Source organism: Streptomyces sp. NPDC005811 (genome assembly GCF_040630405.1).
Classification (GTDB): domain Bacteria; phylum Actinomycetota; class Actinomycetes; order Streptomycetales; family Streptomycetaceae; genus Streptomyces.
In genome coordinates this window covers 103627-127358 of record NZ_JBEXXK010000027.1, presented here as the reverse complement: position 1 = coordinate 127358, position 23732 = coordinate 103627, and the positions used below count along the sequence as shown (strand labels likewise).

At 74.1% G+C, this 23732-nt stretch carries 20 protein-coding genes; 9 read left to right on the top strand and 11 right to left on the bottom strand.

The genetic code is table 11. The features are described from left to right. Positions 1-129: 129 nt before the first annotated feature. Entirely contained in the window at positions 130-1815 is a 1686-nt protein-coding gene (locus tag ABZ490_RS27980; protein WP_358995476.1) for a PucR family transcriptional regulator ligand-binding domain-containing protein, read from the top strand. A gap of 163 nt (positions 1816-1978) precedes the next feature. Beyond that, complete coding sequence (locus ABZ490_RS27975) at positions 1979-2740, top strand: hypothetical protein (RefSeq protein WP_358995472.1); 762 nt, start codon at positions 1979-1981, stop codon at positions 2738-2740. A gap of 109 nt (positions 2741-2849) precedes the next feature. Here ABZ490_RS27975 and ABZ490_RS27970 read toward each other — a convergent pair whose 3' ends face one another. Then, positions 2850-3659: a GntR family transcriptional regulator gene (locus ABZ490_RS27970; protein WP_358995469.1), complete on the bottom strand. Its 810-nt coding sequence runs from the start codon at positions 3657-3659 to the stop codon at positions 2850-2852. 180 nt (positions 3660-3839) lie between these two features. Here ABZ490_RS27970 and ABZ490_RS27965 point away from each other — a divergent pair, with 180 nt between their 5' ends. Both ABZ490_RS27965 and ABZ490_RS27960 read left to right on the top strand, forming a co-directional pair. Beyond that, the gene (locus tag ABZ490_RS27965; RefSeq protein WP_358995466.1) at positions 3840-4688 is read left to right on the top strand and encodes a (2Fe-2S)-binding protein; all 849 of its coding nucleotides are present in this window, start codon (positions 3840-3842) and stop codon (positions 4686-4688) included. Positions 4689-5001: 313 nt separating this feature from the next. Continuing rightward, entirely contained in the window at positions 5002-6087 is a 1086-nt protein-coding gene (locus ABZ490_RS27960) for a DUF2637 domain-containing protein (RefSeq protein ID WP_358995463.1), read from the top strand. Positions 6088-6179: 92 nt separating this feature from the next. On the opposite strand, the gene ABZ490_RS27955 is transcribed toward ABZ490_RS27960, so the two are convergent. Together ABZ490_RS27955 and ABZ490_RS27950 are read right to left on the bottom strand one after the other, a co-directional pair. Then, positions 6180-6659 carry an ATP-binding protein gene (locus tag ABZ490_RS27955; protein WP_358995460.1) on the bottom strand — a complete coding sequence of 160 codons (480 nt, stop codon included), beginning with the start codon at positions 6657-6659 and terminating at the stop codon, positions 6180-6182. Positions 6660-7011: 352 nt separating this feature from the next. Further along, a complete protein-coding gene (locus ABZ490_RS27950) occupies positions 7012-7635 on the bottom strand; it encodes a hypothetical protein (RefSeq protein ID WP_358995527.1) in 624 nt (207 codons plus the stop codon). On the opposite strand from ABZ490_RS27950, the gene ABZ490_RS27945 reads away from it, so the two are divergent. After that, a complete protein-coding gene (locus tag ABZ490_RS27945; RefSeq protein WP_358995457.1) occupies positions 7634-9154 on the top strand; it encodes a helix-turn-helix transcriptional regulator in 1521 nt (506 codons plus the stop codon). The genes ABZ490_RS27950 and ABZ490_RS27945 overlap by 2 nt on opposite strands. 15 nt (positions 9155-9169) lie before the next feature. Here the strand turns inward: ABZ490_RS27945 and ABZ490_RS27940 are convergent, their stop codons facing one another. Together ABZ490_RS27940 and ABZ490_RS27935 are read right to left on the bottom strand one after the other, a co-directional pair. Continuing rightward, positions 9170-10912: a pyruvate dehydrogenase gene (locus ABZ490_RS27940; RefSeq protein ID WP_358995454.1), complete on the bottom strand. Its 1743-nt coding sequence runs from the start codon at positions 10910-10912 to the stop codon at positions 9170-9172. A 63-nt stretch (positions 10913-10975) separates the two neighbouring features. Beyond that, entirely contained in the window at positions 10976-11959 is a 984-nt protein-coding gene (locus ABZ490_RS27935) for a protein phosphatase 2C domain-containing protein (RefSeq protein ID WP_358995452.1), read from the bottom strand. Positions 11960-11969: 10 nt separating this feature from the next. Between ABZ490_RS27935 and ABZ490_RS27930 the strand changes: the two genes are divergently transcribed. From ABZ490_RS27930 to ABZ490_RS27920, 3 genes are all read left to right on the top strand, one after another. Beyond that, positions 11970-12779, top strand: a complete 810-nt coding sequence (locus ABZ490_RS27930) for a hypothetical protein (protein WP_358995450.1) — start codon at positions 11970-11972, stop codon at positions 12777-12779. Between the two features lie 392 nt (positions 12780-13171). Beyond that, the gene (locus tag ABZ490_RS27925; RefSeq protein WP_358995447.1) at positions 13172-14164 is read left to right on the top strand and encodes a helix-turn-helix domain-containing protein; all 993 of its coding nucleotides are present in this window, start codon (positions 13172-13174) and stop codon (positions 14162-14164) included. Positions 14165-14226: 62 nt separating this feature from the next. Continuing rightward, positions 14227-14709 carry a DUF456 domain-containing protein gene (locus ABZ490_RS27920; protein ID WP_358995443.1) on the top strand — a complete coding sequence of 161 codons (483 nt, stop codon included), beginning with the start codon at positions 14227-14229 and terminating at the stop codon, positions 14707-14709. 42 nt (positions 14710-14751) lie between these two features. On the opposite strand, the gene ABZ490_RS27915 is transcribed toward ABZ490_RS27920, so the two are convergent. From ABZ490_RS27915 to ABZ490_RS27890, 6 genes are all read right to left on the bottom strand, one after another. Next, positions 14752-15483, bottom strand: coding sequence for a class I SAM-dependent methyltransferase (locus ABZ490_RS27915; RefSeq protein WP_358995440.1), 732 nt, complete (start codon positions 15481-15483; stop codon positions 14752-14754). Between the two features lie 241 nt (positions 15484-15724). Continuing rightward, positions 15725-16225 (bottom strand): methylated-DNA--[protein]-cysteine S-methyltransferase, encoded by a 501-nt coding sequence (locus ABZ490_RS27910; protein WP_358995437.1) that lies wholly within the window; start codon positions 16223-16225, stop codon positions 15725-15727. Then, a complete protein-coding gene (locus ABZ490_RS27905; protein ID WP_358995434.1) occupies positions 16222-17634 on the bottom strand; it encodes an AlkA N-terminal domain-containing protein in 1413 nt (470 codons plus the stop codon). Before ABZ490_RS27905 ends, ABZ490_RS27910 begins: the two co-directional genes overlap by 4 nt. Positions 17635-17707: 73 nt before the next feature. After that, entirely contained in the window at positions 17708-18850 is a 1143-nt protein-coding gene (rsgA, locus tag ABZ490_RS27900; RefSeq protein WP_358995431.1) for a ribosome small subunit-dependent GTPase A, read from the bottom strand. A 242-nt stretch (positions 18851-19092) separates the two neighbouring features. Then, complete coding sequence (locus tag ABZ490_RS27895; RefSeq protein WP_358995429.1) at positions 19093-20586, bottom strand: cellulose binding domain-containing protein; 1494 nt, start codon at positions 20584-20586, stop codon at positions 19093-19095. Positions 20587-20824: 238 nt separating this feature from the next. Further along, positions 20825-22144, bottom strand: a complete 1320-nt coding sequence (locus ABZ490_RS27890) for a radical SAM protein (RefSeq protein ID WP_358995426.1) — start codon at positions 22142-22144, stop codon at positions 20825-20827. Positions 22145-22292: 148 nt separating this feature from the next. Here ABZ490_RS27890 and ABZ490_RS27885 point away from each other — a divergent pair, with 148 nt between their 5' ends. After that, positions 22293-23612, top strand: coding sequence for an FAD-binding protein (locus ABZ490_RS27885; RefSeq protein WP_358995423.1), 1320 nt, complete (start codon positions 22293-22295; stop codon positions 23610-23612). Positions 23613-23732: the final 120 nt, after the last annotated feature.

Here is a 23732-nt window from a genome sequence, read left to right as displayed (position 1 = left end):
CCGCTGGGTTCCCTGCGGGAAACACCACCGGGCCCCCGCCCCACTGATCCCTTCACTTTTCATCGTAGTTTTCGAGACAGTCCTCGAGACCTCGACACAGACCTCAAGACAAGGAACGGCGGCGACGAGATGCGGCTGCGCGCACTTCTGGACACCGATGCGCTGGGGCTGCGGCTGCTCGGCGGCGAGGACGAGCTCGACCGCGCGGTGCGCGGGGTGATGACCACCGACCTGCGGGACCCGAGCCGGTATCTCTCCGGCGGCGAGCTGGTGCTGACGGGCCTGGCCTGGCGCCGGGGGCCGGCCGACTCCGAGTCGTTCGTACGGATCCTGGTGCAGGCCCAGGTGGCCGGGCTGGCGGCGGGCACGGCCGAGCTGGGGTACGTGCCGGACGATCTGGTCGAGGCCTGCGCCCGCCACCGGCTGCCGGTGTTCGCGGTGCACGAGTCGGTGGCCTTCGCGACGATCACCGAGCATGTCGTACGGCAGGTCAGCGGGGAGCGTGCCGGGGACCTCGCGGCGGTGGTGGACCGGCACCGGCGGATGATGACCTCCGGTCCGGCGGGCGGCGGCCCGGACGTGGTCCTGGACCTGCTCGGCTCCGACCTGGACCTGCGGGCCTGGGTGCTGTCCCCCACCGGGCGGCTGATCGCGGGCCCGAAGACGGCGGGCCCGGCACTGCCGGCCGAGGTGTGCGCCCGGCTGGCCGGGGAGCAGCTCGCGGCCGTCCGCGGCGGCCGGCGCGGACCGCACCGGACGACGGTGGGCGCCACGACGTACTCGCTGTTCCCGATCCGCAGCGGCGGCGGCCGCGGCGCGCAGGGCGGGCGGGAGGTGCGCGAGAGCGTGCTGTCGGACTGGCTGCTGGCCGTGGAGGCGGACGCCGGGGACTGGCAGGAGGAGCGGCTGGACCTGCTGTACGGCGTCACCCAGCTGATCGCGGTCGAGCGGGACCGGCGGGACGCGGCGCGCACGGTGCGCCGGCGGCTGGCGCAGGAGGTGCTGGAGCTGGTGCAGGCCGGCGCGGCCCCGGCGGAGATCGCGGCACGGCTGCGGGTGGCCGCGCCGGTGCTGCTGCCGGGCCTCGGGGCCGCGCCGCACTGGCAGGTGGTCGTGGCGCGCGTGGAGTGGGACCGTCCCGGCGGCGAGGGCCCGCAGCCGGGTCCGGTGACCCAGTCGCTGCTGGAGGAGATCCTGGTGGACCCGCTGGCCACCGGGACCGAGCCGTCCGACCGGATCGCCGTCGCCCACACCGGTGACGAGGCCGTCGCCCTGGTGCCGCTGCCGGCGGTCTCCAGCGAGCACGACGGCTCCGAGGCGGGGGTGCTCGCCGAGGTGCTGCTGGCGGCCGTACGGGAGCCGCTGTCGGCGGGGCTGGACGGTGACGGGCGCCTGACGCTCGGGGTGAGCGCGGCCGTGCACTCGGCGGAGGGGCTGCGCGGGGCGCTGGAGGAGGCGCGGCACGCGCGGCGGGTGGCGGCGGCCCGGCCCGGCCGGGTCTGCGCGGCCGGGCACCAGGAGCTGGCCTCGCACGTGCTGCTGCTGCCGTTCGTCCCGGACGACGTGCGCCGGGCGTTCACGGCCCGGCTGCTGGACCCGCTGCGCGAGTACGACCGGCGCCACCGGGCCGAGCTGATCCCGACGCTGGAGGCGTTCCTGGAGTGCGACGGCTCCTGGACGCGGTGTGCGTCCCGGCTGCATCTGCACGTCAACACGCTGCGCTACCGGGTCGGCCGGATCGAGCAGTTGACGAGCCGTGATCTGTCGCGGCTGGAGGACAAGCTGGATTTCTTCCTGGCACTGCGGATGAGCTGAGCACGGGCCGCCGCCCGTCGAAACCTCGGGGGGCGGACAGTCCCACGACTTTGTGAAATCCTTCACCCGCCCCCTGGCCCGGTGCCGGGATTCGTGCTGAGATGCCGACACTCACTCAAGGCTCGACGGCGCGCTCGGGGAGGGCAACGTGGCGTACTCCGCCATGTCTGGTACCGGAACGACCGCAGATGACGATCCCGTCCAGATCGCCGTGTGGCGGTTGCGCTCGCGGGCCTGCTGGGTCGACGCCGCGGCCCTGCTGCCGGCGGACACCGCGCCGGGCGCGATCCAGCGGGCGGCGCTGCTCGTCGAGCGGTGTCTGTACACCGAACAGGGCTGGCAGGACGCCGAGGACGCGCTGCGTACGGCGGAGGCGCTGGCGCACGACGACGAGGAGCGGGGCGCGGCCGCCTGCGAGCGGGGCTATCTCGCGTACGCCGCCACCCTGCACGCGGTGCGCGACCGGGTGGACGAGGCGCGGGCCGCGCTCGGCCGGGCGGCGGCGCTGATCCCGCCGGACGCGGTGGGGCGGGCGCTGCTGGACTTCCGGCGCGGGCTGCTCGCGGAGAACATCTCGCGGTCCCCACAGGCGGCGCGGGCCGCGTACCGGCGGGCGCACACGGCGGCGGCCGCGCACTCCGACGAGCTGCTGCTGTCGTTCACCTGGCGGCACCTGGCCGGACTGGCCATGCGGGACGGGGAGCTGACCGAGGCGCGGCACGGCTTCGCCGAATCCCTGCGGATCCGGGAGGAGTTGGGCTACCTGGTGGGGACGGCCCCGGCGCTCGTGTCTCTCGCGGACACGGAGACCGACCCGGAGGCCTCCCGGCTCAGGGAGGAGGCACGGCGCCTGTTCCGCCTGCTGGGCGGCGTACCGACGTGGCTGGCGTCCCAGTTGGCACCGCCACCGGCGGCGACGGCGTAGCTCAGGGACGCCCCGAGGGCGCCCCGCAGGGGTGCCTGAAGGGGCGCGGGGAACTGCGCGACAAGCCACAGCGGACCCGCACGGACCCACGGCCTCGGGCGCGGCCTCCTCAGCCGACGCCCGCGAAATGGTTCCGGACCAGCACCTGAACGGCGTCCGACTCCCCCGCACACAACGCGTCGAGCAGCACAAGATGCTCCGCCGCGTCGGCCAGCAGCTCGGCCCGCACGCGCGGCCCCGGCCCGCCGACCAGCGGCCACTGGGCGCGGCGGTGGAGATCCTCCGCGATGGCGACGAGCTGCTCGTTCCCGGCGGGGGCGAGCAGCGCCCGGTGGAAGACCCGGTCCGCCTCGGCGTACGTCGCCCGGCAGCCGGAGCCCGCGGCACGGACCGTCGCCTCGGCGAGGGGCCTGAGCTCCGCCCACCGCTCGGCCGGCACGGTACGGGCCAGCCGCCGCATCACCGGCACCTCGATCAGGGCCCGCACCTCGGCGAGCTCGGCGAGTTCCCGTGCGCCGCGCTCGACGACGCGGAACCCCCGGTTGGGCACGACCTCGACGGTGCCCTCCATGGCGAGCTGCTGCATCGCCTCGCGCACCGGGGTCGCCGAGACCCCGAAGCGGTCGCCGAGGACCGGCGCCGAGTACACCTCGCCCGGCCGGAGTTCCCCGGAGACCAGCGCGGTGCGCAGCGCGTCCAGGATCTGCCCGCGCACGGAGGCCCGCTGGACGACCGGCCGGGGCTGCGGGATCGGCGGCTCGCTGTGCGTGTGCTCCCCGCGTGCGGCGCCCCGCGGCCCGCAGCGCTCCCCGTCCAGTTCCTGGGAGGGGACCGCCCGCTGCTGGGCCTGTACCCGGGCGCGGGCCGGGTCGTCCTGCCCGATGCCCGTCCCGGCGGAGCCCTGCGTGCCCTGCTTCACGGGTCCTCCTGGCGGACGTGTCGGTACTTGGGGTCATTACGGCGGGTTGTTACTCGCCCGTCAAGCACCTTAGGCGTACTGGCCGTCAGTTCAAATCCCGAGGACACTGGATAAGGTTAGGCTTACCTTCAAAAGCCCCTGCTTTTGCCCATCCCGCCTTCCGGAACGGTGGTCCCCGGCATGCCCTCAGCCCCGTCGGTCACAGCGGAGTCGTACGCCCGTCTCACCGAGGCCTATCCGGGTCTGACCGTCACCGAGCTCGACCCCGGCGCGGCGGCGCCCCGGGGTGGCGGCTGGGTCGCGGCGGCGGACCTCGCCGCGGGCGGTGCCGCCCTGGACGCCTTCCTGGCCTGGGACGACGCCCAGGTGGTGCGGGACTACGGGCAGCGGGCCCGCCCGGACGTGACGGCGAGCTTCGGACTGCACCGGTACGCCTGGCCGGCCTGTCTGCTGATCACCGTGCCCTGGTTCCTGCACCGCCGGGTGCCCCGTCACCCCGTGACGCACGTCTCGTACGACCGCACCGGCGACGGCATGCGGATGGCCGTACGCCCGCCGTCGTCGTTCGCCTGCCTGCCGGGGGACCCGGCGGCGGCCCTGCCCGGCGCGCGGGTGGTGCCGGACGAGGAGGCACTGCGGGCCGAGGTGCGGGCGGCGGTGGCCGAGCACCACGAGCCGGTGCTCGCCGGATTCGGACCGCGGACCCGGCGGCGCGGGCGGGCGCTGTGGGGCATGGTGACGGACGAGATCGTCGAGGGCCTCTGGTACGTCGCCCATCTGTTCGGCGACGGCGAGCAGCAGCGGGCGCGGCACGAGCTGGAGCTGCTGCTGCCGGGCGCCACCAAGCCGTACGTCGGCTCCGCGGCCTTCCGCGAACTGACCGGTCCGGACGGGGAGTCGCTGCCCACCCGGGACCGGGCGAGCTGCTGCATGTTCTACACGGTGCGCCCCGAGGACACCTGCGCCACCTGTCCGCGCACCTGCGACGCGGACCGGATCGGCAGGCTCACCGCGGCCGCCGCGGGCTGAGGAACCCTCAGGCACCCCCGGGGGAACGGCCGCCACGGGCTTGACGTAAGATCACCCGGACGAGACTGCCCGATGGTTACAGCTGATTCACAATTTCCTCACCTGCCGCGGGAACTTTCCGTGGAACCACCCGTACGGGTAGTCTTGTTCGAACTCAACTCCCGCCCCTCAAGCGGCAGTTCGAGCTAGAACGTCGCCCTGGGCATCCCCTTGCACCTCCTTGGCGGCCTCTTGCCCCGAAACCCCCTGAGGGATGGCGGGAGTGGGCCACTATGGCGGGCGTTACGCCCTATCCCAATGCAAGGGACCCCAGATGAGACTGACCGACATATCGCTGAACTGGCTGCTTCCGGGCGCCGTACTGCTCCTGGGCATGCTGGCGGCGGTGGCGGTGCTCGCGCGGAGCAAGCGGTCCGGGGAGCATGCCAAGACGACGGACGACTCCTGGGAGCGCAGCGAGGAGCGCCGCAGGCGCAAGGAGGCCATATACGGCACCGCCTCCTACGTCCTGCTGTTCTGCTGTGCGGCCGTCGCCGCGGCGCTCTCCTTCCACGGCCTGGTCGGCTTCGGCGAGCAGAACCTCGGACTGTCCGGCGGCTGGGAGTACCTGGTGCCGTTCGGCCTGGACGGCGCGGCGATGTTCTGCTCCGTCCTCGCGGTCCGCGAGGCCTCCCACGGTGACGCGGCGCTCGGCTCCCGGATACTCGTGTGGACGTTCGCCGGCGCTGCCGCCTGGTTCAACTGGGTGCACGCGCCCAGGGGTCTGAGCCACGCGGGCGCCCCGCACTTCTTCGCCGGCATGTCGCTGTCCGCGGCCGTGCTGTTCGACCGGGCGCTGAAGCAGACCCGCCGCGCCGCGCTGCGCGAGCAGGGCCTGGTGCCCCGTCCGCTGCCGCAGATCCGTGTGGTGCGCTGGGTGCGGGCCCCCCGTGAGACCTACAAGGCCTGGTCGCTCATGCTCCTCGAGAACGTGCGCAGCCTGGACGAGGCCGTCGAGGAGGTCCGCGACGACAAGGCCCGCAAGGAAGAGACCAAGCTGCGCCGTCGCGAGGAGCAGCGCCTGGAGCGGGCCCAGCTGAAGGCGATCAGCCGCGGCCACGGCCGCTGGCCCGGGCGGGGTGGCGGCGGTGGCGGCGGTGGCCGTCAGCTGGAGCCCGGCCAGGCCGCGGCCCTGGAGCCGGCGACCGCCACGGCCTCGGCCGAGCGGCTCTCCGCGGAGAGCGGCATATCCGGAGCGCCGGAGCAGCTGCCGGTCCGCCAGCGGCCCTCCCTCCAGCCGGTGCGCCAGTCCTCCGACGCGTACTCCGTCGACCTCACGGCGGAGGACGACACCATGGCCCTGCCGCGCCTGGACTCCCTGGAGCGCAAGCTCAAGGACCTGGAGCAGCAGTTCGGCTGATCGTCCGGTCCGGCTGACGGCCGGCCGGTGACACCATGGGAAGGGGGCGCGACCGCCACGGTCGCGCCCCCTTCCCGTGCCCCGTCCGGGTCTCAGGCCGCCCCGGCGGCCAGTTCGAACCAGACGACCTTCCCGGCGCCCTGCGCCCGGACCCCCCAGGAGTCCGCGAGGGACTGCACCAGGACCAGGCCCCGGCCGTGCGTGCCGTCGTCGGCGACCGGCACGGTGGGCCGGGGGCGGCCCGGCACGGAGTCCCGCACCTCCACCCGCAGGCCGACCGGTGACACGGTGGCCGTCAGGACCGCCTCGTCGTCGGTGTGCACCAGTGCGTTCGTGACGAGTTCGCTGGTCAGCAGCTCCGCCGTCTCCGAGCGGCCCGGCTTGCCCCAGCCCCGCAACAGCTCCCGCACCGCGCGGCGTGCCTCGGGCACCGCCCGCAGGTCGGCCCGGCCGAGTCTGCGATGGAGCTGCGCGTCTACGGTGTCGTCCCCTTCCGCGATCCCCGTGTCCCGCTCTGCCGCCGAGGTGCCCGCGATCGCCGTCCGACCGCTGCCCCGTGCCTGCCTCACCATGACCCCCGCCCGCGTGCCGATGTCGGTTCCCCTCCTGCTCGAACACGTTCACGGGGATCCATGCCCGGTCGGCACGGCGCCAGTCATGTCGAATCGTCCACGCCCGGGTGTTCGGCCATGTTCGAGGGGGCGCACAAGGGGACGGCCGGACCGCGCCCCCCGGTGCGCGGTCCGGCCGGATCACCGGGCAGGAGGCCGGTTTCGCCACCGTACGGACCCGGTTTCCGTACGGGGGTGACACGGTACGGCGGCACGGGCCCGCCCCTGAAGGGCGTACGCCCGCGCGGCCTGCGGGCCCTCCCCCCAGGGGCCCCCGGGACCACCCCCGCCGAAGTTGGCCGGAATACGTCGCTCAGTGGAGCTTCTTGACGGCCGTGACGGTCGTCTTCTTGAAGGCCTTCACCGGAGCGTCCCCGAAGTCGCCGAGCTGTCCCCAGTCGACCACGGTCACGGTCCTGCCGTCCCGGCCGACCGAGACGAGCCGGATGTCCGTCGCGCCCCAGGACGACTCGGTGTGCAGCCCGTAGACCCGGGCGCCCTCCTCGACGTCCAGTTTCCCGTAGTCCTTGAGCCGGGCCTCGGTCTGCGGGTCGGCCCGCTCGATCCGGACCGGGCAGGACCTGATGTCCTTGTCCAGCCGTGCGACCTGGCTCTTCGCCGCGGCCGTGCCGGACAGTTCGACGGTGACCTGACGGGCCGAGGTGTCCAGGTCGGTGCGGAACGCCCGGTACCAGGTGGTGCCCCGCCCGCCGCCGAGCGCCCGGCCGAGGCAGCGGTCGAGCGCCACCTCCTCCGGGACCCCGGCGGTGACCCGGCCGGCCGTCCAGGTGCTGCCCTGGCGCGGCGGAAGTTCCTTCGCGGCGAGGAAGCCGGGCACCCGCGGGACGGCGGCCGCCGGCGCGGAGAGCACGGTGGCCAGGGCGAGTCCGGCGGCGGCGAGCGCGGTGAGGGCGCCGGCTCGGGTGGGCATGGGCATGAGCGTGGACATGGGTGTCCCCCGTGAAGTGGTGGTGGTGCTGGATGGATGGGTGCCGTTGCGGTCACCCAGAGCATCGGCCGGGGCGGCGGCCCGGGACAACGCCCTGCGCCCGATCGGCCGGGGTGGAACCATCCCAGCCTGTCTGACGTGCAGTTACATGGGTGCCTGGGACGACCGCCCGGGCCGGGACGAGGCCGGGGGCAGGGTGTCGAGCGGTGGGGACGTCGCGGAGTTCGCGGCACTGCTGACGGAACTGAAGGCACGGACGGGACGCAGTTACGGCTCCCTCGCACGCCGGGTGGGCATGAACACCTCCACGCTGCACCGCTATTGCACGGGCGAGGCGGTACCCCAGGACTTCGCCCCACTGGAACGCCTCGCTGAATTCTGCGGAGCGACTCCCGAGGAACGCCTCGACCTCCACCGCCGCTGGCTCAGCGCCGCGGCAGCACGGACGCAGCGGGGGCGGGGGGCAGTAGCCGGGGGTGCTGGGACGGGCGTTGGGGCGGACGCGGAGGCGGGTGCGGAGGCGGAGGCGGACGCGGAGGCGGGTGCGTCAGGGACGGGAGGAGGCGGGGCCGCGTCGAGTGGTGGGCCCGTGGGGTCGGCTCGGTGGTATCGGCGGTCCCGTACGGCGGTTCTGGTGGGGGGCGCCTGTGCCGTGCTCGTCTCGCTGGGCGCGCTGTCCGCCTGGCCGGACGGCCGGCGGGCGACCTCCGATGCCCTGGTCCGGCCCGCCGTCCCGTCCCCGTCAGCCTCCCTGTCATCCTCCCCGTCCGTCCTCCCGTCACCCTCTACGGCGCCCACGACGGCACCCTCTTCCTCTCCCTCACCTACGCCCTCTTCCCCCTCCCCCTCCCCTTCCCCGAGCGCGTCGGTCGCTGCTCCGGTCGCCGGGACGCCGTTCGCCTGGACCGTCGACTCCCAGGTCTGGGCACAGGGCTGCGGTCACGACTACGTCATCGACGCACCGCCGGCCCGGGTGCCGCCGCCTCCGTCGGAGCAGGACGCGGAGACCTGGGCGTCGGCCCAGGGCGCGGTGCACGGCCGGGAGACCAACGTGGAGATCGCGGTGCAGGGCCACAGCTCCACGGCCGTCGTCCTGACCGCGCTGCGCGTGCGCGTCGTGGGCCGCGCCGCACCCGCGCCGGGAACCGTGTACACGATGGACCGGGGCTGCGGCGGAGCGCTCAGCCGGCGCTACTTCGCCGTCGATCTCGACCGGGACCGGCCCCTCGCCCGTTCCGTGGCCGGAAACGACGCCGGCACCCCGATCCCCGCGGTCCGGCTCCCCTACCGGGTGTCCGCCGAGGACCCGGAGGTGCTGCTGGTCACGGCCCGCACCACGGCCTGCGGCTGCGCCTGGTACCTCGAACTCGACTGGTCCTCCCAGGGCCGCACCGGCACGGTACGGATCGACGACCACGGCCGCCCCTTCCGCACCAGCGCCGTGGACGGCCTGGCGCGGTACGTGTACGACACGTCGGCGCGCCGCTGGCAGCCGTACCGGCCCTGACGGCGGGACGGTGTCTCAGGGACGGGGTACGTTGCGGAGGTTGGAGCGGGCCATCTGGAGCATCCGGCCGACCCCGCCGTCCAGGACGATCTTCGAGGCGGAGAGGGCGAACCCGGTCACCATCTCGGCGCTGATCTTCGGCGGGATGGACAGCGCGTTGGGGTCCGTGACGATGTCGACGAGGGCCGGCCCCTTGTGCCGGAAGGCGTCCCTGAGGGCACCGGCGAGCTGTTTGGGCTTCTCCACGCGGACGCCGTAGGCACCGCAGGCCCGGGCGACCAGGGCGAAGTCGGGGTTCTTGTTGGTGGTGCCGTACGAGGGCAGTCCGGCGACCAGCATCTCCAACTCGACCATGCTCAAAGAGGAGTTGTTGAACAGCACGACCTTCACCGGCAGGTCGTACTGCACCAGTGTGAGGAAGTCGCCCATCAGCATGGTGAATCCGCCGTCGCCCGACATCGAGACGACCTGGCGGCGGCGGTCGGTGAACTGCGCCCCGATCGCCATGGGCAGCGCGTTCGCCATCGAGCCGTGGGAGAACGAACCGATCACCCGACGGCTTCCGTTGGGGGTGAGATAGCGGGCCGCCCAGACATTGCACATACCGGTGTCGACGGTGAACACGGCGTCGTCGTCGGCGAGTTCGTCGAGGACGGACGCGACGTACTCGGGGTGCAGCGGAACGTGCTTCTCCACCTTCCGGGTGTACGCCTTCACCACCCCCTCCAGCGCGTCCGCGTGCTTCTTCAGCATGCGGTCGAGGAACCGCCGGTCGTCCTTGGGCCGCACCCGCGGGATGAGACAGCGCAGTGTCTCGCCCACGTCGCCCCACACGGCGAGGTCCAGCCTGGAGCGCCGGCCGAGGTGTTCGGGGCGGACGTCGACCTGGGCGATCCGGACGTCGTCGGGGAGGAAGGCGTTGTACGGGAAGTCGGTGCCGAGCAGGATCAGCAGCTCGCACTCGTGGGTGGCCTCGTAGGCGGCGCCGTAGCCGAGGAGACCGCTCATCCCGACGTCGTACGGGTTGTCGTACTGGATGTGCTCCTTGCCGCGCAGGGCGTGACCGACCGGGGACTTGATCTTCCCCGCGAGCTCCATGACCTCCGCGTGCGCGCCGGCCGTGCCGCTGCCGCAGAACAGGGTGACCCGGCCCGCCTCGTCGATCATCCGGACCAGGGCGTCGATCTCGGCGTCCCCGGGGCGGACCGTGGGCCGGCTGGTGACGAGGGCGGTCGCGGCGGCCTTCTCCGGGGCGGGCTCGGAGGCGACGTCCCCGGGCAGGGAGACCACGCTCACGCCGCCGCGGCGGACCGCGTTCTGGATGGCGGTGTGCAGCAGCCGGGGCATCTGCTTCGGGCTGGAGATCAGTTCGCTGTAGTGGCTGCACTCGCGGAACAGCTGGTCGGGGTGGGTCTCCTGGAAGTATCCGAGCCCGATCTCGGCGGAGGGGATGTGCGAGGCGAGGGCGAGGACCGGGGCCATCGAGCGGTGGGCGTCGTAGAGACCGTTGATGAGGTGCAGGTTGCCGGGGCCGCAGGAGCCCGCGCAGGCCGCCAGCCGGCCGGTGATCTGCGCCTCGGCCCCCGCGGCGAAGGCGGCGGTCTCCTCGTGGCGCACCTGGACCCACTCGACGGCGGAGTTGCGGCGCACCGCGTCCACCACCGGGTTGAGGCTGTCCCCGACCACGCCGTACAGGCGTCTGACCCCGGCGCGGGCGAGGATGTCCACGAACTGCTCGGCGACGTTCTGCTTGGCCATGGCCGGACGCACCCCTTCTCGGAACCTCGGGTACCTCCCTCCACAGTGGCCGGGCCGCGGCGCTCACGCCTCCCAGACGGCCGCCGCCGTACGGTCGTCCGCGTAGCCCTTGACCCGGACCTGGGTGTCGGCGAGGAACTGGGCGAGGCCGGGCGGGGGCTGCTGCGACCAGCGTTCCGTGAGGTGGGCGAGGAGTTCGGGCTCGCCGCGCAGCGGGTCGGCGAGGCCGCTCGTGCACATCAGCAGGGTGTCACCCGGTCGGGCTACGGAGGCGCGGAAGCGGAAGGGGTCGCGGGGCGGCTCGGGGGGCGGGCCGTAGGGGCTCGGCGGGGTCGGGATGCCGAGGTCCATGGTGAGCCGGTCGCCCTCGGGGGTCTCCGCGGGCAGCGCGCCGAACCCGACGACGGGCTCCCCGGCGACCTCGCCGACGCCCGGCTCCAGGTCCTGCCACTCCCCGCCGCGCAGCCGGAACAGACCGCCGTCGCCCACCCCGAAGAAGACCCGGGTACGGCACTCGGGGTCGGCGGGCAGCAGCAGACAGCGCAGGGTGGCCGTGTAAGCCTCGGGCTCCAGGCCCTGTTCGGCGGCGCCGGCCCGGAGCCGGCCGAGGCTGCGGTCGGTGAGGCGGTGCAGGCCGGACTTCAGGTCGCCGCGCCGGGCGGCCCTCATGTCCTGTGCCAGCCGGACATGGCTGCGGCCCACGGCCCGGCCGATCCACCGGCAGGCCTCGGCGGCCGCCCGGTGCGCGCCCGGTGCGGCCCGCGCGCCGGTCGCCATCGCGACCAGCACCAGCGCGTGCTCGCCGGTGCCGAACCGGGCGACGAGCAGCGCGTCCCGGCGCGGCTCGCCCCGGTACCGCGCGGAGTCCCCGCGCACCGACGCCGCCCTGAGCGCGCAGCTCCCGTAGAAGGCCCCCTCCAGCACGGTGTCGGCCACCAGATCGTCCAGCGCGTCCGGATCGGCGGCCGGCAGCGCGGTGGGCTCGGCGTCGTAGGTGGGCGGCCGCGACCCGACGTACACCGTGTGCTCGTCGGGCAGCAGGGGCACGTCGAGGGCGGTGGGGGTCGGGGCGCCGGCCGGCGAGGCGGACCCGAAGGGCGCGACGGGACCACTGGTGGAAGTGGTGGGGGTGGAGATGGCCGGGGTGGAGATGGCGGGGATGCCGACGGAGGGAGGCGCGGACGGCGGCAGGGGCGGGGCGCCCGGCGTACCGGCCGACGGCGCGGCGGGTGCGGGCTGGGTGAAGCCGGGAGGCGGCGGCCCCGCCGGAAGGGTCGTGGGGACGGGGGGTGCGTCCGGCGGAGGCGGCGTGGGGCGTGAGGCCGGCCGGGCGGCCGGGCTCGGCACGGATCCGGCGGCCGGGCTCGGCACGGCGTCACCGGATGGCGGCAGCCCGGCATCGGCCGACGACGGCAGCCCGGCATCGGCCGACGACGGCAGCCCGGCATCGGCGAACGGGGCCGGCTTGGCGTCGGCGAGAGGCGGCGGCGCCGAGGGTGCCACAGCACCGGCGGTCGGCGACACGGATCCGGTGGACGGCGACGGCGCTCCGGCGGACGGCGACGGCGTAGATCCCGTGGACGGCGACGGCGACGGCGCCGATCCGGAGGACGACGAGGTGGGAGCCGTAGCCGCGTCCGGGGCCAGCCACCAGTCGGTCTGGGCGTCCGCCACCGCCCGCGCCGGTGGCGTGCGTTGGGGTGGGACCTGGTCCGCCGGACCCGTGGACCGCACCGTTCCCGCCGCCGAGGCGAAACGGTCGTCCAGGGAGTCGGCGGAGGGCGCGGGGCCCGTGTCCGCGGTGAAGTCGTCGTACAGCTGCCCCCACCAGTCGTCCTCGGAACCGGTGGGCCTTCCCCCCTGCTGACTCATGCCCCCAATTGTCCACCGCACGGCCCGGATGAAAACGGGGCATCCGGAAAATGCGTCACCGTCGAATGTCAGTGCGGGCCCGTGCGGGCGGGTGCGGGCGACGGTCGCCGGGTGGTCCCACCCCCCACGGGAGAACCGCCCGGCGACCTCGGGAGTGACCCCGGCTCAGATCCCCTGTGCGCCCCTGCGCTTCATGAGCCCGGACCACGTTCTCGGTGCCGCAGTGTGCACCGTGCACCTGGACCTGCGCTGTGGATGATCGATGTCTTCCCGCCGTGGCCACACCTTGGCAGAGTGACCTGCGGTACGGCGACGATGCGCCGCGGCGGGTTTGCGCCGTGACCGCTTCCCGCCACCCCTTGAACGACCGAGAAGGGACCGCACCCGATGCTGGGAGCGATGGGGCTCGACGAGACGCACGAGTCTGCGTACCGGGCACTGGTGTCGGTGGGCGCCGCCGACGTCCCCGATCTGGCGCGCCGGCTGGCCCTCGGCGAGTACGACACCGAGCGCGCCCTGCGCCGGCTGGAGCGGCACGGACTCGCGGCGCGGTCCTCGGGCCGCCCCGGCCGCTGGGTCGCCGCGCCGCCCGGCGTCGCGCTGGGCGCGCTGCTCACCCGGCACCGGCACGAGCTGGAGCGGGCGGAGCCGGCGGAGCTGGCGGCCGCGCTGCTCGCCGAGGAGTACCGCGCGGCGGCCGCCGAACCCTGCGTGCACGACCTGGTCGAGGTGGTGACGGGCGCCGCGGCGGTGTCCCAGCGCTTCCTCCAGCTCCAGCTCCGCGCGAGCGACGAGGTGTGCGCCCTGGTCACCGGCACCCCGGTGGCCGTGACCGGGGTGGAGAACGACGCGGAGGAGCGGGCGGCCGAGCGCGGTGTGCGCTACCGCGTCGTCCTGGAGCGGGAGGCCCTCCACCAGCCGAACGGCATGACCGAGCTGACCGCCGCCCTCGGCCGCGAGGAGCAGGTGCGGGTGGTGGACCGGGTGCCGACGAAACTGGTCGTGGCCGACCGCTCGCTGGCCCTGGTCCCCCTCACCGGCCGCTCCGCGGAGCCCGCCGCGCTGGTGGTGCACGCAAGCGGACTCCTCGAACTCCTCGCCGGTCTGTTCGAGTCGGTGTGGCGGGACGCCCTGCCGCTGCGGCTCGCCGCGGACGGCGTCGTCGAGCAGGCCCCGGCCGGCCCCGACGCCACCGACCTGGAGATCCTCTCCCTGCTGCTGGCGGGGCTGACCGACGCGAGCGTGGCCAAGCAGCTCGACCTGGGCCTGCGGACCGTGCAGCGCCGGGTGAAGGGGCTGATGGAGCTGACGGGCGTGTCGACCCGGCTCCAGCTCGGCTGGGTCGCCCACGAGCGCGGCTGGGTGACCCGCGAACGGTGACCCCTGCCCCCGGAGCGCCCTCTTGACCTGCGGTTTCCCCGCGATTCCGGCACAGTGGGCAGATGGGACCGTGGGAACTCCTGCTGGTCGGCCTGGTGATCCTGCTCGGCCTGTGCGGAGTGCTGGTGCCGGGGGTGCCGGGCTCGTGGTTCGTGTGGTCCGCGGTCCTGTGGTGGGCGCTGAAGGATCCGCAGCCGGTCGCCTGGTGGGTGCTCGTGGGCGCCACCGTCGTGCTGTTCCTGAGCCAGGTGGTGCGCTGGGCCCTGCCGCCGCGCCGGCTGCGGGAGAGCGGCGCGACGCCCCGGATGGCGGTGTACGCCGGGGTCGGCGCGCTGCTCGGCTTCTTCCTGGTGCCCGTGCTGGGCGCCATCCCCGGCTTCATGGGCGGCATCTACCTGTGTGAACGGCTCCGGCTCGGCCGGCACGGCGAGGCCCGCGCGGCTCTGCGCACGGCGATGCGCTCGGGCGGGTCCAGTGTGCTCGCGGAGCTGTTCACCTGCCTGCTGATCACGGGGGCGTGGCTGGGGGCGGTGCTGTGGGGGTGATCCGCGGCGGCGGAGCCGTCCCGGTCGGAGCGCCGGTGGCCCCTACCCGTCGCGCCGGAACAGCGCCGTCCAGAGGAAGGACTCGCCGAACAGGGGCGACTCGGGCCCCTGCTCCCGCATGCCCCGCAGTTCCACCTCGGTGAGATCCCGGAAGATCCCGCGCAGGGACTCGGGGGTGTAGGCGAGGCCGCCCTCCAGCCGGGAGCGCCGGTAGAAGGCCTCGTCGGGGAGTTCCGAGCCCATCCGTCCGGCGGCGAAGCAGGTGAGGGAGAGATGGCCGCCGGGGGCCAGGACGCGGTCGAGGAGGGCGAGATGGCTGACGCGGCGGTGCGGCGGCAGATGGTGGAAGCAGCCGGAGTCGTGGACGAGGTCGTACGGCCCGTCGAGGACGGTGGCGCCGGGGTCGAAGGCGTCTCGGCAGTGGAACCGGATGTCGGCCCCCGCCGCACGGGCCCGCTCCTCGGCCCAGGCGACGGCCGTCGGCGAGAGGTCGACCGCGTCCACCTGGAAGCCCCGGGCGGCGAGGTGCAGGGCGTTGCGGCCCGGCCCGCAGCCCAGGTCGAGGGCGCGGCCGGGGGCGATCAGGCCGCGGTCGAGGTAGGAGACGAGGTTCTCGTCCGGCTTCGCGGCGAAGAACGGCACGGGCCTGGACCGGTCGGTGTAGAAGCCGTCCCACCAGGACGCCCCGTCGGCCGTCCAGCGGTCGGCCCCGGGTGCGAACAGGCCGTCCAGAAGCTCCAGTACATCGTCCACCGTGCGGATGTGACGGTCCATCGGTTTCCTTCCCCCCGGGCTTGTTCCCGACAGGGGAAACCTAGGCGCGGGAGGAGCAAAAGGCCAGCTCAGACGGTATGCGGTGAGGTCATGGGCCGACCTGTGCCGGGCCCCGGGGGCAGGGGCGGACGCGCTCCTTCGAGGTCCGCCGATCCGCGCCCGGACACCCCTCGGAAGGCCGTCGAAGGCCCTTTCCGGGCGGACCCGCCCCCGGTTTTTTTCAGGACCGCACGCGGCTCCTTCAGCAGCGCACGCCCTCCAGCCCCAGCAGCCGGATCTTGCGCTCGAGACCGCCCGCGTACCCCGTGAGGGAGCCGTCCGCGCCGATCACCCGGTGGCAGGGCCGCAGGATCAGCAGCGGGTTGGCGCCGATCGCCCCGCCGACGGCCCGCACGGCCATCCGGGAGGCCCCGATCCGGGCGGCGATCTCGCCGTACGTCGTGGTCGCCCCGTAGGGGACGGTGTCGAGGGCCGCCCAGACGCGCTCGCGGAACTCCGTGCCCTCGGCGCGCAGCTCCAGGCGGAACTCCTTCAGCTCTCCGGCGAAGTAGGCGGCGAGCTGCTCCCCGGCGGCGCGGAAGGGGCCCGGGTCGTGCCGCCAGCCGTCCTGGACGGTACGTCCGCCCTTCTGACCCTCGACGGAGAGCGAGGTCAGGGCCCCGTCGGGGGCGGCGGTCAGCAGCAGGGGGCCGAGCGGGCCGCCGACGCTGGTCCAGTACACGGGCGCGATGCCGGTCGTCATGGGGTCTCCTCCGCTGCGCGCAGATGGTGAAGGGCGTACGTCCGCCAGGGACGCCAGCTGTCGGGTGCGTCGGCGCCGGGCGGCGCGACATCGGGGTCGCCGAGGGCGCGGGCCCTGATGGCCGCCACGGTACGGGCGTCCAGCCCGGGTACGGCGAGCAGGGCGGCCTCGGCGTCGTCCCGGTCGGCGCCGGGGTCGAGGCGGACCCGGCCGTCGGCGAGGGCGACGGCGAGCGGTCCGACGGCCTCCGTGAGGGCGGCCGGTTCCGGGAAGAGGTGGGTGAGGGTGCCGCAGGGCGCGTCGAGGGCCTTGCCGTGGGCGCGGACCAGCCGTTCGGCCGCCGTACGGCCGACCAGGGCCCGTACGGCGTACTCCTCGGGGTCGGCGGTCCCGGGGGCCCGCAGCCCCGGCCGGGCGGCGACCAGCGGGGCGAGCCGGGGGTCGGCGCCGAGGCGCTCGTCGACGGCGTACGGGTCGGCGTCGAGGTCGAACAGCCGGCGCAGCCGCTGGACGGCGGTGGTGAGGTCGCGCGGGTCGGTGAGGTGCAGCCGGGCGTCGAGCCAGCCACCGGGGTGGAGGGCGCTCGCGCGGCCCGTGTCGCCGGGCCGCTCGTCGACGGCGACGATCCCGGTGCCGTGCGGGAGGCGGAGCGTACGGCGGTACGTCCGGCCGCCGACCGGTCCGCGGACCTCCTCCACCCCGGCCACGGCCTCCCGCTCCAGCAGGTCGAAGACCGGGCCCGCCCGGTAGGGGCCCCGGTGGGCGAGCCGCAGCGGGATCCCGGCGGACGGGGTGCCGGTGCGGCGGGCGGTGCGGGCCGCGGCGGCGCGCAGCTCGGTCGGGGTCGCCGCGTACACGGCGCGGATCGTGTCGTTGAACTGGCGCACGCTCGCGAACCCGGACGCGAAGGCGATCTCCGTGACCGGCAGAGCGGTGGTCTGGAGCAGCGTGCGCGCGGTGTGGGCGCGCTGGGCGCGGGCGAGGGCGACGGGGCCCGCGCCGACCTCGGCGGTGAGCTGCCGCTGCACCTGCCGGGCGCTGTAGCCGAGCCGTACGGCGAGCCCGGCGACGCCCTCCCGGTCGACGACGCCGTCGCCGATCAGCCGCATCGCCCGGCCCACGACATCGGCGCGCACGTTCCAGTCGGCGGAGCCCGGCACGGCGTCCGGGCGGCACCGCCGGCAGGCCCGGAAACCGGAGCCCTGCGCGGCGGCGGCCGTGGTGAAGAAGCGCACGTTGTGCCGCTTCGGGGTGACGGCGGGGCAGCTGGGCCGGCAGTAGATGCCGGTGGTCTCGACGGCGAAGAAGAACTCCCCGTCGAACCGCGCGTCCCGGCTGCGCACCGCCTCGTACCGGGTGTCGTACCCGGCGTCGTACCTGGTGTCGTACCTGGTGTCCTGACCCTTCATGCCCTCCAGTCTTCGCCCGGGACGGGGAAGGCGCTGGCGGAAATCGGACGCGGTGGTCGGAGGCGGGTACGTGTCACCGGGGCGGTGCGGGCTGCCAGGGTCCGCGGCCCCGCTTGGCGTCGCCGGCCGCGCGGCCCTCCGCCTTCTTGCGCTTCCAGTCCTGGCGGATGCCGGCGCGGACCCGGGCGTCGGACTTGGCGACGATCCGCTGGTTCTCCCGGACGAGCTTGCGGTAGCTGTCCAGCCGCCGCGGGGCGAGCGCCCCGTCGTCGACGGCGGCGCGCACCGCGCACCCCGGTTCGGCGTCGTGCGCGCAGTCGTGGAACCGGCAGTCGCGGGCCAGGTCCTCGATCTCCGCGAAGACCTGCCCGACCCCGCCGCCCGCGTCCCACAGGCCGACCCCGCGCAGTCCGGGGGTGTCGATGAGCACACCGCCGCCGGGCAGCGGCAGCAGATTGCGGGTGGTCGTGGTGTGGCGGCCCTTGCTGTCGACGTCACGGGTGGCCTGGACGGCCATCACCTCGGCGCCGGCGAGCGCGTTCGCGAGGGTGGACTTGCCGGCGCCGGACGCGCCGAGCAGCACGGACGTGCCCCGTCCGAGGCGCGCGGCGAGCTCCTCGACGCCTTCGCCGTCGCGGGCGCGGACGGGCAGCACCGGCACCCCGGGGGCGCTGGTCTCCACGTCCTGGACGAGATGCGCCAGGACGACCGGGTCGGGCACCAGGTCGGCCTTGGTGAGGACGACGACGGGCTGGGCGCCGGACTCCCAGGCGAGCGCCAGGAAGCGTTCGATCCGGCCGAGGTCGAGGTCGACGGCCAGGGAGATCGCGACGACGGCGTGGTCGACGTTGGCGGCGAGGATCTGTCCCTCGGACCGCTTGGAGGAGGTGGAGCGGACGAAGGCGGTACGGCGGGGCAGCAGGGTGCGGACGTACCGCGGATCGGCGCCCTCGGGGTCGAGGGCGACCCAGTCGCCGGTGCAGACGACCTTCATCGGGTCGTGGGGGACGACGAACTCGGTGTCGGCCCGGACCGTGCCGGCCGCCGTGACGACGTCGCACAGGCCGCGGTCGACCCGGACGACCCGGCCGGGCAGCAGCCCGAGCCCGGCGTGGGGCGCGAACGCGGCGGCCCAGCCCTCGTCCCAGCCGAGGGCGACGAGAGGGTGTGCCGAAGCATCGGCGTAGTCGGAGCGGGGAGAGACAGGGAGAGGCAAGGGAAACCCTTCACAGGGCGGCCCCGGCGGCGCGCACGGGCGCGCGGAGAGGTTCGGTCGGTCAGCCGGAGACCGCGGGGGTGAGGTGGACGATCGTCTGGCCGCGTCGAGCGGCCCCGGTGCCGGTGACAGTCATCGGTCGCACCTCCCCGTTCCTCTGGTTCCCGTACGTCTCTCGTACGACCCCGTCAGGCTAGGGGAGCCTGACGGGGAACGCCACGTGTTTTCTCGCGGACGGGCGCTCAGGAGCCCGTGCACTCCTGGCCGTTGAGCGTGAAGCCGGACGGTGCCGTGTTGGTGTCCTGCCAGGAGGCGAGGAAACCGAAGGTCACGGTGGCGCCCGCGGTGACGGAGCGGTTGTAGTCGGCGGCGGTCGCGGTGACCCGCGTGCCCTGCTGGGCGACGCTCGCGTCCCACATCTGGTCGACGTGCTGCCCGTCCGTGAAGGACCAGGCGACCCGCCAGGAGTCCAGGGCCGTGGGCGAGGTGAACGTGACACTGGCCTGGAAGCCGTCGGGCCACTGGTTGACGAGCTCGTAGTGGACCTCGCAGACGGCCGCCTCGCCGGTCTCGCCGCCGCCGGTCCCGGCGGTGGCCGAGGAGGTGCCCTGCGGTTCGGGGTCGGGGTTCTCGTCGCCGTTCGCGGCGGTGCCCGGCGTGTCGCCGGCGGACGGCGTCGGGGACGCGACCGACGGGCGCGCGGAGGTCACGGGCGCGCCGGAGGTCGGCACGGTGGAGCCGGGGCCGGCCACGGGGGTGGGGTCCGTGGGGACGGTCTGCGCGTCGGTGCCGCTGTCGCCGCCGAACGGCATCAGTGACGCGGCGAGGGCCAGCCCCGAGACGAGGACGGCGGCGGCGAGCAGCCCGTGGCGCCGCAGACGGGCCTTGTGGGCCGCGGTGCGCTCCGCCTGGCCCTCCGGGTCCGGCCCGTCGGCCCGGCCGGCGCCGAGGCGGACCTCGGCGGCGCGGCGGCGGCGCTCCAGGTAGGCGAGACCGCCCCAGCCGATGACGCCGCCGGCGAGCGCGGCGGGCAGTCCGCCGCCGTGCAGCCGCAGACAGGCGGCGGCCTCGGCGCACTCCACACAGGTGGCGAGGTGGCGGGAGAGGTCGTCGGGGGTGTCGGCGCCGGGCGAGCGGGTGACGGCGTCGAGCAGCCGGACGTAGGAGCGGCACTCCGCGCTCATCGGCGTGTCGAGGTGGTTGCGGTGGCAGCGGTCGCGGAACAGGCCGCGGACCGCGTTGAGTTCCTCGACGGAGGCGTCCGGGTCGAGGCCCTGGCGGCGGACGACGGAGCGCAGCGGGAGCGCCTCCACCTCCGCCAGCCACAGCAGGGTGGCGTCCGACTCGCCCATGTCGCGCAGTCCGCGCAGGGCGATCGGGCGGCTCAGCGGCGGGCCGGCGTAGCGCCAGGCCTTGTCCGAGTTGAGCCACAGCCGCAGGTCGGGATCGAGTTTGTGGCCCTGTCCCTCGGCCTCCCAGGCGGCCGCCGTGTTGCGTACGGCGGTCAGCAGCAGGGGGATCCGGGGCAGCCGGGACGAGCGGCGGCCGGCACCTCGTGCGGTACCGTCGTCGGCGGCGCGGGCCTCGTGTATGCCGAGCGCGAACGCCTCGCGGGCCAGCTGGTTGGCCGCGGTCGAGCCGGACGTGCACAGGTCCGCGTACGACAGGACGGCGTCCCAGCACTCGGAGAACAGCGCGGCCTCCGCGGCGTCCTTCGGGGTCGGCAGGTCGGGCATGTGACTCCTGCATCCAAATGCGAGGTCAACTCACCATGACGGCAATGGAGTTGGGGGGAACCTCGCGGCAGGCACCGAGGATTTCACGTTTCTCACACAACTGACAAGCGCCCTGTTCAGATGTCATGTAAGGACGTCCTGTCAGGCGGCCGCGCCCCCTTCTCCGCCCTGGAGTACGGACGCGGACCCCGATGTGTTCAACTCCGGGCCCGGCCCGTGCTCGACGGCGGTGCCGGGACTATACGGCCGTCTCCTCCTGCGCCGGAAGACTGTCCATGAAGGAACTCACGGAGAACACCGCGCGACCCGGTCCGGGCAGGCCGTAGCCGGGGGGCGAGGAGAGCCCGAACTCGTCCATCGTGGCCCGGTAGGCCTCCAGCAGACGGATGTGGTACTCCAGCGGCGCGCCCTGCGGGTTGGCCTTGCCGAGCGGGGTGGTCGGCTCCGGGCACCAGGTGGTGAAGCGCGGGGTGATGCCCTGTGACATGAAGAAGCGCAGCCCCTCGGTGGTCGACGCGATCGCCTCGTCGACGGTGGTGAAGCCGAACGGCTCGGCCATCTCCACGCCCGCCACGAAGTTGGGGATGACGTTGCGCGCCCCGAACACCTCGGCGGAGTCGAGGATCCGCCGGTGCCACTCGTCGCGGCCGACGTAACGCTCCTTGCCGGGGCAGTACATCTTGAAGAGGTACTCGTCCCACACCTCGTAGTTGGGGTGGTAGATCTGCACGCCGTAGTCCTTGAACCGCTGCACGTCGTCGCGCGGCAGCGCCTGGGCGACGACCTTGCCGATCCAGCGGCCCGGGAAGCGCTCCTCGATCGCCTTGGCGTAGTGGCCGTAGAAGTCGGCCTCGTCGCGCCCGGAGACCGTCTTGGTGATGGCCCCGCCGGTGAGGGTGTAGGCGGTGGACGCCTTCGCGGTGTCGTACTTGTCGATGATCTCGAGGGCCTCCAGCACCTCCTCGACGTCCTTGACTCCTGTATACGGTCGACCGGCGGCCTTGTGCTGTCGCCAGTTGTGGTTGATGTCGCAGTACTGGCACTCCTCCTTGGCGCCGAAGTACTGGCAGACCCGGAAGACCGTCAGATAGATGAGATAACCCCACTGGATGGTGGGGGCGACCTCCATCACCGACTTCCCGTTGGACAGCTTGTGCCGGTAGTACTCGGGCATGGGCGGCACGCCGACGTCCGCGATCCGCTTGCCGTCCAGGTAGAGCCCGAGCAGGCCCTCGTCGTCGGCCGCCACCCGGTAGGGCGAGGCCGGGTTCACCCGTACGGACACGACCGTGCGCCGCAGGTCGTACGGGCCGCCCGTCAGGATGATCTCCTCGGGCGGCCGGCGCAGCGCGGCCTCGCCCAGCTCGGGCAGGGTGCCGTGGTCGAAGGAGAAGATGAAGTACGACTTCGGCTTGACCTCGCCCGATTCGTTGTCGCTGAGGGCGGAGGGGTCGAAGGCCACTCCCCCGCGCAGCAGGTCCTCCTTGAAGACGGCCTCCCGCGGCACATGCGGAAACCGCTCCATCAGATCCTCGACCAGCGCGGTACGGCTGCCCATCCGTCTCTCCTCCCGGCTCAGGCGTACGACTCCTCACGGTATGCCCCCGGCGGCGCGGAGGCGGGGGCGGGGGTCCCGTGTTGCGGGCAAGGTAGGTTCGACCTGGGTATTCCGGGTTCTCGATCACCTCGAAAGGGCGGGCAGTCGCATGGGCGGGACCGTGACGGACGGGGCGGGACAGGACGGGGCGGGACAGGACGGGCCGGGGCGCGGCGCGGCGGCGGGGAGCCGGTCGTGGCGGAACTGGGCGGGCAACATCGTCTTCGCCGCCGGCGAGCTGCACCGGCCGGAGTCCGCGGACGCGCTGCGCGCCCTCGTGGCGGGCGGCGGGCGGGTGCGGGTGCTCGGCAGCGGGCACTCCTTCAACCGGATCGCCGAGCCGGGCGCCGACGGGGTGCTGCTGTCGCTGGACGCGCTGCCGGCCGAGATCGACGTGGACACGGCGGCCCGTACGGTGCGGGTCGGCGGCGGGGTGCGGTACGCGGCCCTGGCCCGGCGGGTGCACGAGCACGGGCTCGCCCTGCCGAACATGGCCTCCCTCCCGCACATCTCCGTGGCCGGCTCGGTGGCCACCGGCACCCATGGCTCGGGGGTCCGCAACGGCTCCCTGGCCTCGGCGGTGCGCGAGGTGGAGATCGTCACGGCCGACGGCTCGACCGTGGTGATCGGACGCGGGGACGCGCGGTTCGGCGGGGCCGTGACCTCCCTGGGCGCGCTCGGCGTGGTCACCGCCCTCACCCTGGACCTGGAGCCGGGCTACGAGGTGGAGCAGCGCCTGTTCACCGAGCTGCCCCTGGACGGGCTGGACTTCGAGACGGTGGCGGGGGCCGCGTACAGCGTGAGCCTGTTCACCGACTGGCGTGCTCCCGGCTTCCGGCAGGTGTGGCTGAAACGGCGCACCGACGAACCGCTCACCGCGTTCCCGTGGGCCGCGCCCGCCACCGAGGCCCTGCATCCGGTGCCGGGGATGCCCGCGGTCAACTGCACCGAGCAGTTCGGGGTGCCGGGGCCGTGGCACGAGCGGCTGCCGCACTTCCGGGCGGAGTTCACGCCGAGCAGCGGGGAGGAGCTGCAGAGCGAGTATCTGCTGCCGCGGTCGGCGGCCGACGGAATGCTGTATGCGATCGACGGGATCCGGGAGACGGTCGCCCGTGTCCTGCAGACCTGCGAGGTGCGGACGGTGTCCGCCGACGACCAGTGGCTCAGCCCGGCGTACGGCCGGGACACGGTCGCGGTGCACTTCACCTGGATCGCCGACACGCCGGCCGTACTGCCGGTCGTGAGGGAGGTGGAGGCCGCACTCGAGCCGTTCTCCCCACGGCCGCACTGGGGAAAGGTGTTCGAGATCCCGGCCCCCGCGCTGCGCGCCCGCTATCCCCGGATCGAGGAGTTCGCGGCGCTGGTGCGGGAGCTGGACCCCGCCGGGAAGTTCACCAACGCCTTCGTGCGGGACGTCCTGGGGATCTGAATCCGCCACTCGCGCACCGGGGCGCGCCGGACTTTATAAAGCCCCTTTCCTAACCCCTTGTCGAACGTCGTGGCACGCCATAGCCTGTCGCCGCGCCGGTGCCGTCGCCGCTACCGGCCT

Bases quoted from the DNA above. Each gene is read 5' to 3' on its own strand.
- ABZ490_RS27895 (WP_358995429.1), bottom strand. From the start codon at position 20,586: ATGCCCGACCTGCCGACCCCGAAGGACGCCGCGGAGGCCGCGCTGTTC.
- ABZ490_RS27940 (WP_358995454.1), bottom strand. From the start codon at position 10,912: ATGGCCAAGCAGAACGTCGCCGAGCAGTTCGTGGACATCCTCGCCCGC.
- ABZ490_RS27955 (WP_358995460.1), bottom strand. From the start codon at position 6,659: ATGGTGAGGCAGGCACGGGGCAGCGGTCGGACGGCGATCGCGGGCACC.
- ABZ490_RS27965 (WP_358995466.1), top strand. From the start codon at position 3,840: ATGCCCTCAGCCCCGTCGGTCACAGCGGAGTCGTACGCCCGTCTCACC.
- ABZ490_RS27975 (WP_358995472.1), top strand. From the start codon at position 1,979: ATGTCTGGTACCGGAACGACCGCAGATGACGATCCCGTCCAGATCGCC.
- ABZ490_RS27945 (WP_358995457.1), top strand. From the start codon at position 7,634: ATGAGCGTGGACATGGGTGTCCCCCGTGAAGTGGTGGTGGTGCTGGAT.
- ABZ490_RS27890 (WP_358995426.1), bottom strand. From the start codon at position 22,144: ATGGGCAGCCGTACCGCGCTGGTCGAGGATCTGATGGAGCGGTTTCCG.
- ABZ490_RS27885 (WP_358995423.1), top strand. From the start codon at position 22,293: ATGGGCGGGACCGTGACGGACGGGGCGGGACAGGACGGGGCGGGACAG.
- ABZ490_RS27925 (WP_358995447.1), top strand. From the start codon at position 13,172: ATGCTGGGAGCGATGGGGCTCGACGAGACGCACGAGTCTGCGTACCGG.
- ABZ490_RS27905 (WP_358995434.1), bottom strand. From the start codon at position 17,634: ATGAAGGGTCAGGACACCAGGTACGACACCAGGTACGACGCCGGGTAC.
- ABZ490_RS27915 (WP_358995440.1), bottom strand. From the start codon at position 15,483: ATGGACCGTCACATCCGCACGGTGGACGATGTACTGGAGCTTCTGGAC.
- ABZ490_RS27950 (WP_358995527.1), bottom strand. From the start codon at position 7,635: ATGCCCATGCCCACCCGAGCCGGCGCCCTCACCGCGCTCGCCGCCGCC.
- ABZ490_RS27920 (WP_358995443.1), top strand. From the start codon at position 14,227: ATGGGACCGTGGGAACTCCTGCTGGTCGGCCTGGTGATCCTGCTCGGC.
- ABZ490_RS27910 (WP_358995437.1), bottom strand. From the start codon at position 16,225: ATGACGACCGGCATCGCGCCCGTGTACTGGACCAGCGTCGGCGGCCCG.
- ABZ490_RS27980 (WP_358995476.1), top strand. From the start codon at position 130: ATGCGGCTGCGCGCACTTCTGGACACCGATGCGCTGGGGCTGCGGCTG.
- ABZ490_RS27960 (WP_358995463.1), top strand. From the start codon at position 5,002: ATGAGACTGACCGACATATCGCTGAACTGGCTGCTTCCGGGCGCCGTA.